11 protein-coding genes and 1 pseudogene are annotated in these 14734 nt (G+C 70.8%); all 12 read left to right on the forward strand.

Annotated features, from left to right (window positions below; all coding sequences use genetic code 11):
- Positions 1-341 (forward strand): annotated as a pseudogene (locus U9983_RS21855) (hypothetical protein); the annotation flags it as partial.
- 230 nt (positions 342-571) lie between these two features.
- Positions 572-1663, forward strand: coding sequence for a glutamine-hydrolyzing carbamoyl-phosphate synthase small subunit (carA, locus tag U9983_RS21860; RefSeq protein WP_322755824.1), 1092 nt, complete (start codon positions 572-574; stop codon positions 1661-1663).
- 79 nt (positions 1664-1742) lie between these two features.
- Positions 1743-5240 (forward strand): carbamoyl-phosphate synthase large subunit, encoded by a 3498-nt coding sequence (carB, locus tag U9983_RS21865; RefSeq protein ID WP_322755816.1) that lies wholly within the window; start codon positions 1743-1745, stop codon positions 5238-5240.
- A gap of 36 nt (positions 5241-5276) precedes the next feature.
- Positions 5277-6029: an orotidine-5'-phosphate decarboxylase gene (gene pyrF / locus U9983_RS21870; protein ID WP_322755817.1), complete on the forward strand. Its 753-nt coding sequence runs from the start codon at positions 5277-5279 to the stop codon at positions 6027-6029.
- A 261-nt stretch (positions 6030-6290) separates the two neighbouring features.
- Positions 6291-6608 (forward strand): integration host factor, actinobacterial type, encoded by a 318-nt coding sequence (gene mihF, locus U9983_RS21875; RefSeq protein ID WP_322755818.1) that lies wholly within the window; start codon positions 6291-6293, stop codon positions 6606-6608.
- 287 nt (positions 6609-6895) lie between these two features.
- The gene (gene gmk / locus U9983_RS21880) at positions 6896-7441 is read left to right on the forward strand and encodes a guanylate kinase (protein ID WP_322755819.1); all 546 of its coding nucleotides are present in this window, start codon (positions 6896-6898) and stop codon (positions 7439-7441) included.
- Positions 7442-7738: 297 nt separating this feature from the next.
- Complete coding sequence (gene rpoZ / locus U9983_RS21885; RefSeq protein WP_322747524.1) at positions 7739-8023, forward strand: DNA-directed RNA polymerase subunit omega; 285 nt, start codon at positions 7739-7741, stop codon at positions 8021-8023.
- Positions 8024-8074: 51 nt separating this feature from the next.
- Entirely contained in the window at positions 8075-9361 is a 1287-nt protein-coding gene (gene coaBC, locus U9983_RS21890; RefSeq protein ID WP_322755820.1) for a bifunctional phosphopantothenoylcysteine decarboxylase/phosphopantothenate--cysteine ligase CoaBC, read from the forward strand.
- A gap of 40 nt (positions 9362-9401) precedes the next feature.
- Entirely contained in the window at positions 9402-10598 is a 1197-nt protein-coding gene (gene metK, locus U9983_RS21895) for a methionine adenosyltransferase (RefSeq protein ID WP_322755821.1), read from the forward strand.
- 98 nt (positions 10599-10696) lie between these two features.
- The gene (locus U9983_RS21900) at positions 10697-12949 is read left to right on the forward strand and encodes a primosomal protein N' (protein WP_322755822.1); all 2253 of its coding nucleotides are present in this window, start codon (positions 10697-10699) and stop codon (positions 12947-12949) included.
- 189 nt (positions 12950-13138) lie between these two features.
- Entirely contained in the window at positions 13139-13687 is a 549-nt protein-coding gene (gene def, locus U9983_RS21905; RefSeq protein ID WP_322747520.1) for a peptide deformylase, read from the forward strand.
- A complete protein-coding gene (gene fmt / locus U9983_RS21910) occupies positions 13687-14673 on the forward strand; it encodes a methionyl-tRNA formyltransferase (RefSeq protein WP_322755823.1) in 987 nt (328 codons plus the stop codon). Before def ends, fmt begins: the two co-directional genes overlap by 1 nt.
- Positions 14674-14734 lie beyond the last annotated feature (61 nt).

Below are 14734 nucleotides of genomic sequence, written 5' to 3' on the forward strand. Positions count from 1 at the left end.
GCCCGACCCCGCCCGGGTCGCCGCCGGCCGGCGGCGTGCCACCGGCCCGCTCGCCCGGCGCGCTGGGTAACAGCCCGCCAGTGCTCGGCCCCGCCACCCCACCGGGTGTGCCCCGGCCGGCGGGTACCGGCCCGATACCGGTCGTCACCCGCGCGCCGCGCGCGGGTGGCACTCCCGGGTCCCGGGGCGGGCCGGGCGGTCCCGCCTACCCGCACAGCCCCCAGCCCGGCACCGCCGGCGCCGGCACGGAGAGCGCGGGATATCACAACCCCGTTCAGGTTGATCCCCTCACGTCCCCGCTGGGGGAGGTCGTCCGAAAGATGAAGAAGGACACCTGGTGAACGCAGGCGGGAGCGAGCGGAGTTCGCGTCCGAGGTACGAGGACTGGGACGCAGGGAGCGGGTCGCCGCAGCGAACCGGTGATGTGGTGAACGCAGGCGGGAGCGAGCGGGACGAAGGGTCCCAGGGGCATGGCGGGTCGGAGCCGGACACCGGCTCCCTGAAACTGCCGTCGGAGCGCGGGTGGGACGACACCGGTCACACCGCCGCCGGTGTCCGGGCAGTGCGCCTGATGCTGGAGGATGGACGCAGCTTCGCCGGGGAGGCGTTCGGGGCGTCGGGGGAGGCGTTCGGTGAGATCGTCTTCGCTACCGGCATGACCGGATACCAGGAAACGCTGACCGATCCGTCCTACCACCGCCAGATCGTGGTCATGACCGCGCCGCATATCGGCAACACCGGTATGAACGACGAGGACAACGAGTCATCGAAGATCCATGTGGCCGGCTTCGTGGTTCGCGACCCGAGCCCGATCGCCTCCAGCTGGCGCTCGCGCCGGACCCTGGACGACGCGTTGGTGGCCGCCGGCGTGGTGGGCATCAGCGGCGTTGACACCCGGGCACTCACCCGCCACCTGCGGGAACGCGGAGTGATGCGGTGCGGTATCGCCGATGCCGCGCAGGACGCGGACACCCTGTTGGAGTCGGTGCGCGCGAGCCCGCGCATGGTCGGTGCGGATCTGGCACCGGAGGTCAGCACGCGGGAGCCGTACGTGGTGGCGGCCGCGACCGGTGTGCCCATGTTCAGGGTGGCCGCGCTCGATCTGGGCATGAAGCGGTCGACGCCGCTGGCGCTGTCCGCGCTCGGCTGTCAGACGCACGTCCTGCCGGCCCACGCCGGTGGCGCGGCATTGCTCAACCTCGCCCCGGACGGGGTGTTCCTGTCCAACGGCCCGGGCGATCCCTCGACCGCGGACTACGCGGTCGAGGCCGTGCGCATGGTGCTGGACGCCGGCATTCCGATCTTCGGGATCTGCTTCGGCAACCAGGTGCTGGCCCGGGCGCTGGGCTTTGACACCTACAAGCTGACCTACGGCCACCGCGGTGTGAACCAGCCGGTCGCCGACACCGCGACCGGCCGGATCGCGGTGACCAGCCACAATCACGGTTTTGCCGTCCGGGCACCGCGTGACCGCGTCACCCGGACGCCCTACGGGCCGGTCGAGGTCAGCCATGTCGCGCTCAACGACGGCGTGGTGGAGGGTCTTGCATGTCTGGATGTACCCGCCTTCAGCGTCCAGTTTCATCCTGAGGCGGCTCCCGGCCCCCACGACGCGCACGATCTGTTCGAACGGTTCCGCGATCTCATGGCGGCATTCCGGTGAACGCGGGTGAGCGGCACGGCGGGCCGGGTACACCCGCGCAGGCGTACGCGCAGGGATTGCGACGGGAGGTCATGCGCTGATGCCGCGGCGAGAAGATCTGAGCAGTGTCCTGGTCATCGGATCAGGGCCGATCGTCATCGGTCAGGCCTGCGAGTTCGACTACTCCGGCACCCAGGCCTGCCGGGTGCTGCGCGCCGAAGGCCTGCGGGTGGTGCTGGTCAACAGCAATCCGGCCACGATCATGACCGACCCGGATCTGGCCGACGCCACCTACGTCGAACCGATCACACTCGACATGGTCACCAAAATCATCGACCGGGAGCGGCCCGATGCGCTGCTCGCGACGATGGGTGGCCAGACCGCGCTGAACACCGCGGTCGCGCTGCACGACTCCGGTGTCCTGGACCGGTACGGCATCCGCCTGATCGGTGCGAACATCGACGCGATCCGTGCCGGTGAGGACCGTCAGGCGTTCAAGGACATCGTCGCGTCGGTCGGCGGTGAGACCGCCCGCAGCGCCATCTGCACGACCCCGCAGCAGTGCCTCGACGCCGCCGAGGAATTCCAGTACCCGGTCGTGGTGCGGCCGAGCTTCACTCTCGGCGGCGCCGGCAGCGGTATCGCGCATGACGCCGGTGAACTGCGCCGGATGGCCGAGGACGGCATCGCCGCGAGCCCGTCCTCGGAGGTGCTCGTCGAGGAGTCCGTCCTCGGCTGGAAGGAGTTCGAGCTCGAGCTGATGCGTGACTGCGCCGACAACGTGGTCGTGGTCTGCTCGATCGAGAACATCGACCCGATGGGCGTGCACACCGGCGACTCGGTGACGGTGGCACCGGCGATGACGTTGACCGACCGCGAGTACCAGCAGATGCGGAACATGGCCATCGCGGTGATGCGCGCGGTGGGCGTCGACGCGGGTGGCTGCAACATCCAGTTCGCGGTGGACCCGGCCACCGGGCGGCTCATCGTGATCGAGATGAATCCCCGGGTGTCCCGGTCGTCGGCCCTGGCCTCGAAGGCCACCGGATACCCGATCGCGAAGATATCGGCGAAACTCGCGCTCGGTTACACCTTGGACGAGATCCCCAACGACATCACCCGCACCACACCGGCGGCGTTCGAACCGACACTGGACTACGTGGTGGTGAAGGTGCCCCGCTTCGCCTTCGAGAAGTTCCCCGGGGCGGACCCGACGCTGACGACCACGATGAAGTCGGTCGGTGAGGCCATGGGCATGGGGCGTAGCTTCGCCGAGGCGCTGCAGAAGGCCCTGCGGTCCCTCGAGCAGCCCAGCGCGGTGTTCTCCTTCGCGGGCGGGACCGGGGATGCCGACGAGCTCCTGGAACGGGCCCGCATTCCGCATGACGGGCGGCTGCGCACGGTCCAGCAGGCGCTGCGGGCCGGCGCTGACCCGGCCCGGGTCACCGAGGTCACCGGCATCGATCGCTGGTTCGTCGAGCAGATCGCCGGCATCAACGAGATCGCCGCGACCATCAGCCGCGACTCGGCGGGGATCCTGCGGGCCAAACGTGCGGGTTTCTCCGACGCGCAGCTCGCCGAGGTCCTGGGGACCAAGGAGGACGTGGTCCGCACGTTCCGGCACCGCGCCGGCATCCGGCCGGTCTACAAGACGGTCGACACCTGCGCGGCCGAGTTCGCATCCGCCACGCCCTACCACTACTCGTCCTACGATTCCGAGACTGAGATCGCCGCCGGCGACCGGCCGCGGGTGATTGTTCTGGGTAGCGGGCCGAACCGGATCGGACAGGGCATCGAGTTCGACTACGCCTGCTGCCACGCGGTGATGGCGCTGTCGGCCGCCGGCTACGAGACGATCATGATCAACTGTAACCCGGAGACGGTGTCCACCGACTACGACACCGCCGACCGGCTCTATGTGGAGCCGCTCACCGTCGAGGACGTCCTGGAGGTCGTCCACGCCGAGCGCAGGGCCGGCCCGCTGGTCGGGGTGATCGTTCAGCTTGGCGGTCAGACTCCGCTGGGTATCGCGGCGGCGCTCGCCGCCGCCGACGTCCCGATCGTCGGGACGCCCCCGCGCGCGATCCACATGGCCGAGGACCGCGGCCTGTTCGGGCGGGTGCTCGCCCGGGCCGGGCTGCCCGCACCGCCGCACGGGGTCGCGACGTCCTATGCCGAGGCCCGGACGGTGGCGGAGCGGATCGGCTATCCGGTCCTGGTACGGCCGTCCTACGTACTCGGCGGGCGCGGGATGGAGATCGTTTACGACGACCAGATGCTGCGGACCTACATCGAGCGGGCGACCGAGATCTCCCCTGAGCATCCGGTGCTGGTCGACCGGTTCCTCGACGACGCCGTGGAGATCGACGTGGACGCCATCTACGACGGCACCGAGCTGTACCTCGGTGGCGTGATGGAGCACATCGAGGAGGCGGGGGTCCACTCCGGGGACTCGGCCTGCGCGCTGCCACCGATCACACTGGGCCGCGCCGACCTGGAGCGGATCCGCGAGTCCACCCGGCTGATCGCGCAGGGGGTCGGGGTGCGGGGTCTGCTCAACGTCCAGTACGCGCTGCAGTCCGACGTCCTGTACGTCCTGGAGGCCAACCCGCGGGCATCACGCACCGTGCCGTTCGTGTCGAAGGCGACGGCGGTGCCGCTGGCAAAGGCCGCGGCCCGGGTGATGGTCGGCGCGACCATCACCCAGCTGCGCGCGGAGGGGCTGCTGCCGCCGCACGGCGACGGCGCGACGCTGCCGGTGGACTCCCACATCGCCGTGAAGGAGGCGGTGCTGCCCTTCGGCCGGTTCCGGGACGCCGGCGGGCGCGGGGTGGACACCATACTCGGACCCGAGATGAAGTCCACCGGCGAGGTCATGGGCATCGACGCGGGCTTCGGCACCGCTTATGCCAAGTCGCAGGCGGCGGCGTATGCCTCGCTGCCCACCTACGGCAGGGTGTTCGTCTCGGTGGCCAACCGTGACAAACGTGCGATGATCTTTCCGATCAAGCGGCTCGCGGATCTCGGCTTCGTGATCTATGCCACCGAGGGAACCGCGGAAGTGCTGCGTCGTAACGGAGTGAAGGCGGTTGTGCTCGGAAAGCACTCGACGCCGAGCGCCAATCTGATCGACTGTGTTGAAATGATCACATCGGGTCAGATCGATCTGGTGATCAACACGCCGTGCGGGGTGGGGCCGCGCCTGGACGGATACGAGATCCGGACGGCGTGTGTGGTGATCGGGGTGCCCTGCATCACCACGATCCAGGGCGCGGCCGCCTGCGTGCAGGGGATCGAGGCCCTGGTCCGCGGCGAGATCGGCGTGATGCCGTTGCAGAGCTTCCACGCGGACCTGCATGCCGCCTGGGCCGACCGGGATCGGTCCGGTGTACCCGGTGCCACCGGTGGCCCGTGGCGAACCCAGCCCGCCGATGCCCAGCCCGCCGATGCCCAGCCTCCCGATGCCCAGCCCGCCGACTCGCCGTCTACCGACGCGATCGGGGACGTCCATACCGCCCAGGACGTGCATGCCACCGGGGACGAACCGGGGTCGACCGGCCGGGTCACGCCGGCCACGACGCCTGGGCTGGCCGGCTGACGGCCTCACACGCTGACGGGGTGACGGGGTGACGGGGTGACGGGCTTGCCGGGGACGCGGCTGGCCGCTTGGACGTCGCGGCCGCCGGTGGCGGTCGCGCTGGACGTGCCCGACGGGCCGCAGGCGCTGCGGCTGGCCCGCGCGGTGGCGCCTCACGTCGCCGTGGTCAAGGTCGGATTGGAACTGTTCTACCGCGAGGGGCCGACGATCGTGACGGCGCTGTGGGAGGCGATCGGGGGCGATCCGGGACCGGGTCCGGCCGAACAGGACAGGATCGGCCTCTTCCTCGACCTCAAGTTGCATGACATCCCCCACACGGTGGCCGGGGGGATGCGTTCCGTGGCCCGTCTCGGTCCCAGGTATGTGACCGTGCATGCCGCGGGGGGCGCGGCGATGGTGCGGGCGGCGGTCGATGCCGCGCCGGATGTCGAGATCGCCGCGGTCACCGTGCTGACGTCCCTGAGCGGTGCCGAGCTCGTCTCGTGCGGGTTTGGCGGGCCGCCGTCCGACGTGGTCCGCCGCCTTGCCGCGCTGGCCGTGGCCGCTGGTGCGCGGGCCGTGGTGTGCAGCCCGCGCGAAGTGTCGGCGGTGCGCGCTGAGGTTGGAAGTGATGTGACACTTATCACTCCGGGAGTCCGGCCGGCGGGCGCGAACGTCGACGATCAGGCGCGTACCGCTACGCCCGCGGCGGCCCTTCGGGCCGGTTCCGACCTTCTGGTGGTGGGGCGTCCGATCATTGCGTCGAGCGATCCGGGGGCCGCCGCGGCTCGGTTTGTGACCGGTACCTGACACCGCCACTGTGCCGCTGACCTGGTGTGACGTCACACAGGCCCCGATTGGGCCATCTCGAGGCGATCTGCCCGGTACGGTAGGTCCTCGAGCGACCGAAAGCAATCAGTAAGGCGCGGGCAACGCGATTCATCCGGACATCCGGGCACGGTCTTGTGGACAATAGTCCGAGGATGTACCCGTGCTACCGACTGGACCGAGACGCCTGTTACTCGCTAGTTTGCGCGGCGCCGCGATCACCCGAAAGAAGGAGGCGTACCCGTGCCCCTGCCGCCCCTGACGCCCGAGCAGAGGGCTGCTGCCCTCGAGAAAGCTGCGTTGGCGCGTAAGCAGCGTGCAGAACTCAAGGAGCGGCTCAAGAAGGCGGAAGTCTCACTCGCGTCCGTCCTTGAGAGAGCCGACACCGATGAGGTCATTGGAAAGATGAAGGTGGCCGCTGTTCTCGAATCCCTGCCCGGCGTCGGTCGTGTCCGCGCCACGAAGATCATGGAACGACTCGCGATCAGCGACAGCCGTCGCCTACGAGGTCTTGGTGTCAAACAGCGTGCCGCACTGGTTCAGGAGTTCACGGCATCCTGATCACCACCAGTGTCCGGCAGGTGTGTGCCGCACATCCTCGGCCGTTGTGGGTTGGTGCGGCGTCCCGGTAATGGCGAGAACCTCGCGCCGTCGGGCCGCCGTACCGACTGTTTCTTTGCCTGCGCACAGGAGTTCAGGGTTCCGCCAGGCTTCGGCAGCGCGAAACGTGCCGATCGGTTCGTCTCGCGATCCTATGAGGCTGGTGAGAGTCGCATGACCTTTGGCCGACGTTCAACCGTCCGCAAGCGCCGCTCCGTCGCCGGTGGGACGGAGTCTAGGGTGTGCTGATGCGGCTCACCGTTCTGTCCGGTCCGTCGGGCGTCGGGAAAGGGACTGTCGTCGCCGAGGTGCGCCGGCGCCACCCTGAGGTCTGGGTCTCGGTCAGCTGCACCACACGCGCGCCCCGGCCGGGCGAGACCGACGGGGTGGAGTATCGCTTCGTCGATGCTGAGGAGTTCGCGTTGATGGTCAAGACCGGTGAACTTCTGGAGCATGCGATGTTCGCGGGTCACGCGTACGGGACGCCGCGTGCGCCGTTGGAGGCACGGCTGGCCGCGGGGGTACCCTGCTTGCTGGAGATCGAGCTGCAGGGTGCCCGTCAGGTGCGTTCGACCATGTCAGGTGCCCGGTTCGTCTTCCTCGCCCCACCGTCCTGGGAGGAACTGGTCCGCCGGCTGGTCGACCGGGGCACGGAGCCGTCGGAAGTGATCAGGCGTCGGCTCGACCGCGCGCGCATCGAGCTCGCCGCCGAAGCGGAGTTCGACGAGGTCGTGGTCAACGACGACGTGACGACGGCGGCGGCGCGACTGGTGTCCCTGATGGCTGCCAGTTGACGGCTACACGTTGACGGGGACACGTTGACGGGGACGAGCTGACGGCGGGGACCCGGGGGGGCTGCGCGCCGACAGGCCGGGGCCTGCTCTACGCTGAAGGGCAATATTGTTGTGAGGCAATATTGTGGTGCGTCGTGGGTTGATCGTGGGTTGATCGTGAGTTCGCGGGTTGATCGTGGGTTCGCGCTACACCGGGGCTCATGACGATCCGTCCGCTCCCCGTCCGCTCCCGCCAACCCCGAGCATGCTGGCGGCTCACCACGAGCTGACAGCCCCTGTGTTTTCCGGAAGGACACCGTGTCCGGCACTGTCGCGCAGCCCGAAGGCATCACCAACCCGCCGATCGACGAGCTCCTGGAAGCCACCGACTCCAAGTACAGCTTGGTGATCTACGCGGCCAAGCGGGCCCGCCAGATCAACGCCTACTACTCGCAGCTGGGCGAGGGCCTGCTGGAGTACGTCGGACCGCTGGTGGAGACGGCCAGCGCGCAGGAGAAGCCGCTGTCGATCGCATTGCGTGAGATCAACGCCGGCCTGCTGACGCATGAGACCGTCATTGAGCCGCTGCCACCGGTCTCCTGACCTGGCATCGCCCGCTGTGACCAGGTCCGCTGCCGTGATCGTGCTGTCGGGATGACGGGCGAACCGGTCGGGTCGTGCGCGAGTCCGCGACGCCCCCGCATCGTGCTGGGCGTGGCCGGCGGGATCGCGGCCTACAAGGCGGTCGAGGTGCTTCGTCAGCTGACCGAGACCGGGCATGACGTACGGGTCGTGCCGACGGACGCGGCGTTGCGGTTCGTCGGTGAGCCGACCTGGGCCGCGTTGTCGGGCCATCCGGTGTCAACCGAGGTGTGGACCGACGCCGCGCAGGTGGCACACGTACGGCTGGGGCGCGAGGCCGACCTCGTCCTGGTCGTCCCGGCCACGGCGGACCTCCTCGCACGCGCTGCGACCGGACGCTGCGACGACCTGCTGACCGCCACCCTGCTCACGGCGCGCTGTCCGGTCGTGTTCGCGCCGGCCATGCACACCGAGATGTGGGAGCACCCGGCGACCCGGGCCAATGTGGAGACGCTGCGGGCCCGGGGCGCTGTGGTCATCGATCCGGCGGTGGGCCGGCTGACCGGTGCGGACTCCGGGGCCGGCCGGCTCCCGGAACCAACGGAGATCGCGTCGGTGGCCCGGGCGGTGCTGACCCGCAACGGGCTCGCACCGGACCTGGCCGGGCGCACGGTCGTGATCAGCGCCGGTGGTACCCGCGAACATCTGGATCCGGTCCGTTTCCTCGGCAACTCCTCCAGCGGCCGGCAGGGCTACGCGCTGGCCAGGGCTGCGCTCGCCCGGGGAGCGCAGGTCGTCGTCGTGGCGGCCAACGTGGCCCTGGCGCAGGTCGCGGGAGCCCGCACCGTCCGCGTGGTGTCCACCGCACAGCTGCGGGCCGCCGTGCACGCGGAGGCGCCCGCGGCCGCCGTGGTCGTCATGGCGGCGGCGGTCGCGGACTTCCGGCCTGTCAACCGGGCGAGCCATAAGATCAAGAAATCGGACGGTGACCCCGAGCCCGTCGCCCTGGTCCGTAATCCGGACGTGCTGACCGAGCTGGTCGCCGCCCGCCGGCCCGGTCAGGTGCTCGTCGGATTTGCCGCGGAGACCGGCGCGCCAGGGGTCGACCTGCTCGACCTCGGCCGGGAGAAGCTTGCCCGCAAGGGAGCGGACCTGCTCGTCGTCAACCAGGTCGGTGACGGTCTCGGTTTCGAGGTCGAGGACAACGCCGCCGTGGTGCTCGGCTCGGACGGCACCGAGACGGTGATCGAACGGACCAGCAAGGATCTTCTTGCGCACCGCGTGCTCGACTTGGTGGTCAGCCGGCTCCCGCCGCTCGCTGGCACCGTTATCGCTGTTGCCGACGGTGTCGGTCGGTAGACTGCGCCGGAATCGACTGGATCTCCCAGGGGGTCAGAACGTGGCGACGCGCCTGTTTACGTCCGAGTCCGTTACCGAGGGGCATCCGGACAAGATCGCTGATCAGATCAGCGACTCCATCCTCGATGCAATGATCAAGGATGACCCACACAGCCGGGTCGCGGTCGAGACTCTGATCACCACTGGTCAGGTCCACGTCGCCGGTGAGGTCACCACGGACACCTATGTGGACATCGCCGCCGTCGTCCGGGACCGTGTTCTGGAGATCGGTTACGACTCGTCCAAGAAGGGCTTTGACGGCGCGTCCTGTGGCGTGAGCGTGTCGCTCGGCTCGCAGTCGCCCGATATCGCCCAGGGTGTCGACAGCGCCCACGAGACCCGGGTCGGCGGATCCAGCGACGACGAGCTGGACAAGCAGGGCGCCGGCGACCAAGGGCTGATGTTCGGCTTCGCCTGTGACGAGACGCCCGAGCTGATGCCGTTGCCGATCGCTCTGGCGCACCGGCTCGCCCGCAGCCTGGCCGCCGTGCGCAAGGACGGTAAGGTCGGCTACCTGCGTCCGGACGGCAAGACCCAGGTCACGATCGAGTACTCGGCCGGTCGGCCGGTTCGGCTGGACACCGTGGTCGTGTCCACCCAGCACGCGGCCGACATCGACCTTGACACCCTGCTCGCGCCGGACGTCGCCGAATACGTCGTCACCCCGGAGCTGGCCGCACTTGAGATCGCCACCGACGGGTACCGACTGCTGGTGAACCCGACCGGCAGGTTCGAGGTGGGCGGCCCGATGGGAGACGCCGGTCTCACCGGACGCAAGATCATCGTGGACACCTACGGCGGGATGGCCCGGCACGGCGGTGGCGCCTTCTCCGGCAAGGACCCGTCCAAGGTCGACCGCTCGGCCGCGTACGCGATGCGCTGGGTCGCCAAGAACGTCGTCGCCGCCGGGCTCGCCCGCCGCTGCGAGGTCCAGGTGGCCTACGCCATCGGCAAGGCGCAGCCGGTCGGACTGTTCGTCGAGACCTTCGGCACCGGCACAGTGCCCGACGAGCAGATCCAGGATGCCGTGACCTCCGTCTTCGACCTCCGGCCGGCTGCGATCATCCGGGATCTGGATCTGCTGCGGCCCATCTACACCCAGACCGCCGCGTACGGTCACTTCGGCCGCCCGGAGCTCGACTTCACCTGGGAGTCGACCTCGCGCGCAGATCTCCTGGCGACCGCCGTCCGCGGGTAGGGCGGGCCGCGGTCAGGTGTCGGTGGCTGGGTCCGTGGTCAGCGCCGTGGTCCGGTGCGCGGCCGGATCTGTCGGATGCACCTGGTACTAAACGAGGTATGCCCGAACGGTCTGACGCCTGCGCCGGACTGGATGCGCCGGCCGGCGCATCCCGCCCACCGACGGGGGCCGGGTCGGCTCGGCGCCCGGCGCGGTCCACCGGCCTGGGCGCGCCGGAACCGGCTGGCGACCTGCCGGTCGCCAGGGTCGCGGTGGACGTCTCACCCGCCCACCTGGATCGACTGTTCGACTACCTGGTGCCGGCGCAGTGGGCGCAGGCCGCCGTTCCCGGCGCACGGGTTCGGGTCCGCTTCGCCGGTCGGCTCGTCGACGGGTTCATCCTGAGCCGGTGCGAGCGGTCGGACCACACCGGCACGCTCGCGTTCCTGACCCGCGTGGTGTCACCGGAGCCGATCCTCGCGCCCGAGATCGCGGAGCTGGCCCGGGCGGTCGCCGACCGCTACGCCGGAACCCTCACCGACGTGCTCCGCCTCGCCGTCCCGCCCCGGCACGCCCGGGTGGAAAAGGAACCGCCGCCAGCCGCCGACCTGCCAGCCGCCGACCTGCCAGCCGCCGACCTGCCAGCCGCCGACCCGCCAGCCGCCGACCCGCCAGCTGGCGCCTGGTCGCAGTACCCCCAGGGCGAACGGCTGCTGGGCGACCTGGCCACCGGCGGCAGCCCCCGAGCGGTGTGGTGGGCCCTTCCCGGGCCGTCCTGGCCGGCGATGGTGACCGCGGCCGTGGCCGCCACAGTCCGATCCGACCGGGGTGCCCTGGTCGTCGTGCCCGATCACCGTGACATCGACCGCGTCGTGACCGCGATGCGGGATGTCCCCGGCGCGGCCGGCTGTGTCGCGCTGCGCGCCGACCTCGGCCCGGCCGAACGGTACCGCCGGTTCCTGGCCGTCAGCCGCGGGACCGCGCGGGTGGTGGTGGGCACCCGCGCGGCCGTGTTCGCGCCGGTCCGCGACCTCGGCCTGATCATCGTCTGGGACGACGGGGACGATCTGCACGCCGAACCGCGCTCGCCCTACCCGCACACCCGCGACGTCGCCGTGTTGCGGTCCCGGCAGCAGCGCTCGGGTCTGATCATCGGAGGGTGGTCGCCGTCGGCCGACGCGCAGGCCCTGGTGCGGGTCGGCTGGGCCGGCGTGCTGGCCCCGCCGCGGTCGGTGGTACGGGCCGCCGCCGCCCGGGTGGAGGCCACCGGTTCGGATTTCGAAGCGGCCAGGGATCCGGCGGCACGGGCCGCGCGGCTGCCGTCCCTTGCCTGGCGGGCGGCCCACGACGCGCTGGCCGCCGGCACGCCGGTGCTCGTCCAGGTGCCGCGGCGCGGGTACCAGCTTTCGCTGGCCTGCACCGGCTGTCGTCGCCCGGCCCGATGCGGCCACTGCCAGGGTTCGCTCGGGCGTCCGAGCGGCACCGGGCCGCCCACCTGCAACTGGTGCGGCCGCCCCGCGCTCGACCTCGCCAGCCGACCGCCGGCGGGGGCCGCCGGGTGGCGGTGTCCGTCCTGTGGCGACACCCGGTTGCGGGCAACTGTCGTCGGTGACCGGCGGACGGCCGAGGAGCTCGGGCGCGCGTTCCCGGGCGTCGCCGTCCGCACGTCGGGCCGGGACGGCGTGCTGGCGAGCGTCCCGGCCACGCCCGCACTCGTGGTCGCCACTCCAGGCGCCGAGCCGCTCGCCGACGGCGGGTACGGCGCGGTCCTGTTGCTCGACACCTGGGCGTTGCTCGGCCGCGCGGACCTGCGGGCCGCCGAGGAGACCCTGCGACGCTGGTGCGCAGCAGCGGCACTGGCACGGCCCGCCTCCGACGGCGGCCGGATCGTCGTCACCGCCGATGTCGGTCTGGCGGTGGTGCAGGCGCTGACCCGGTGGGACCCGGGCTGGTTCATCCGTCGTGAGCAGGACGAGCGCGCAGCCCTCGGCTTTCCGCCGGCGACCCGGATCGCCGCCGTCGAGGGCGCCGCCGGTCCGGTCGCCGAACTGATCGCAGCCGCGGAGCTCCCGGCCGGCGCCGATGTCCTCGGTCCGGTTCCCCTGGAGACCTGGGGACTTCGGCCGCCGGCGATGCCACCGAACCACGATCGCATCGCCGGTGGCCCGCTAGATGAGGTGGGCAGGCCAGCCGGGCGGGCCGGCGCCGGGCAGTCCGCTGCCGGCGAGGAGCGGCGAGAGCGTGTCCTGGTGCGGGTCCCCAGGGCCCGTGGCCAGCAACTGGCCGTTGCGCTCAAGGCCGCGCGCGGAGTGCTCGACGCCCGTCGGTCCGCGCCGGTACGGGTCATACTCGACCCGATCACCCTGTTGTGACGGGCGCCGCATCCGGGTCGGCCCGGACGCGTGCGACCATTGTGATGCGCGCGACCATGGTGTTTCCGCCATCGTGCGTTCGTGCTCGCGGCTTCGGTGCTGCGGCGACAGCCCGTAGCATGGATTCTCTTCATGGGTGTGGCGGCACGGCCCCCGCTCTCGACATGTGTAGCCGGAAGGGGTGCGACAGTGACGGTGCGGGAGATCCGACTGCTGGGAGATCCGGTGCTGCGAACGGTGGCCGATCCGGTCACCACTTTTGACAAGGAGCTTCGCCGGCTCGTCGCAGACCTCACCGACACGATGCACGAGGCGGAGGGGGTCGGGCTGGCCGCGCCGCAGCTCGGTGTCTCACTGCGGGTGTTCACCTTTGATGTGGACGGTGAGGTTGGGCACCTGGTCAACCCCGTGCTGGGGCCGTTCAGCGAGGAGATGATGGACGGTGAGGAGGGTTGCCTCTCCCTACCCGGCATCGCGTTCGAGCTGAAACGACCGGACCGGGTGCTGGCCGTCGGCCAGAACGTCCACGGTGATCCTGTCGTGATCGAGGGCAGCGGCCTGATGTCACGCTGCGTCCAACACGAGACCGATCATCTGGACGGGGTGCTGTTCATCGACCGACTGGACCGGATCACAAAGAAGGCGGCGATGAAAGCCATCCGTGAGGCGGAGTGGGCCGGCCAGGCCCCGCCGGTGGTCAAGGCCTCGCCGCATCCGCTGTTTGGGCGCGCCCGCTGATGCGGTTGGTGTTCGCCGGTACGCCGGCCGCCGCGCTGCCGAGCCTGCGCGCCCTGCTCGATTCGCCTCGGCACGAGGTGGTCGCCGTGGTGACGCGTCCTGACCGGCCGGTCGGTCGCGGTCGAAAGGTCGCCCATTCGCCGGTCCGGGCGCTCGCGCAGGAGGCCGCGGTGGATGTGCTGACGCCCGAGCGCCCGCGCGACCCCGCCTTCCTTGCACGCCTCGCCGACATCGCGCCGGAGTGCTGTCCGGTGGTGGCCTATGGGGCGCTGCTCCCGCGGGCCGCCCTCGACATCCCCAAGCATGGCTGGATCAACCTGCATTTCTCACTGCTGCCAGCGTGGCGCGGTGCCGCCCCGGTGCAGCACGCCCTGCTCGCCGGGGACGAGGTGACCGGGGCGTCGGTCTTCCAGATCGAGGAGGACCTTGACACCGGTCCGGTGTACGGGACCCTCACCGAGACCATCGGCGCCCATGACACCGCCGGTGACCTCCTGGAGCGGCTGGCCGCCGCCGGTGCCCGGCTGCTCACGGGGGTGTTGGACGGCCTTGACAACGCGTCCCTGCATGCCCGGCCGCAGCCGGGCGAGGGCGTGTCGATCGCGCGCAAGCTGACCGTGGCCGATGTGCGTATCGACTGGTCCGCGCCGGCCTTTCACGTCGACCGGCTGGTCCGGGCGGCCACGCCGGCACCCGGTGCCTGGACGACGTTCCGTGATCATCGGATCAAGCTCGGCCCGGTGCGTCCGCTGTCCACGTCGGACGACCAGATGGCCCCGGCCCCGGCCCCGGCGCAGGTCCAGGTCCAGGTCCAGGCATTCGAGCCCGGACGGATCGTCGTGCGCGCCGGCGACAGCGAGATCGCCGTTGCAACCGGTGGTGGCGTCGTCCTGCTGGGGGATGTGCGTCCCGAGGGGCGCCCGTCCATGACCGCCGGTGCCTGGGCACGTGGGGCCCGGTTGACCGACGGCGAACGGTTCGCGTGAACCGGGCTACCACCGCCGGATCCGGCGCGTCGGGCCGCACCGCGTCGGGGTCGGGCCGCAC

It is taken from the genome of Protofrankia sp. Cas3 (assembly GCF_963555955.1).
In the GTDB taxonomy this organism is placed as follows: domain Bacteria; phylum Actinomycetota; class Actinomycetes; order Frankiales; family Frankiaceae; genus Protofrankia.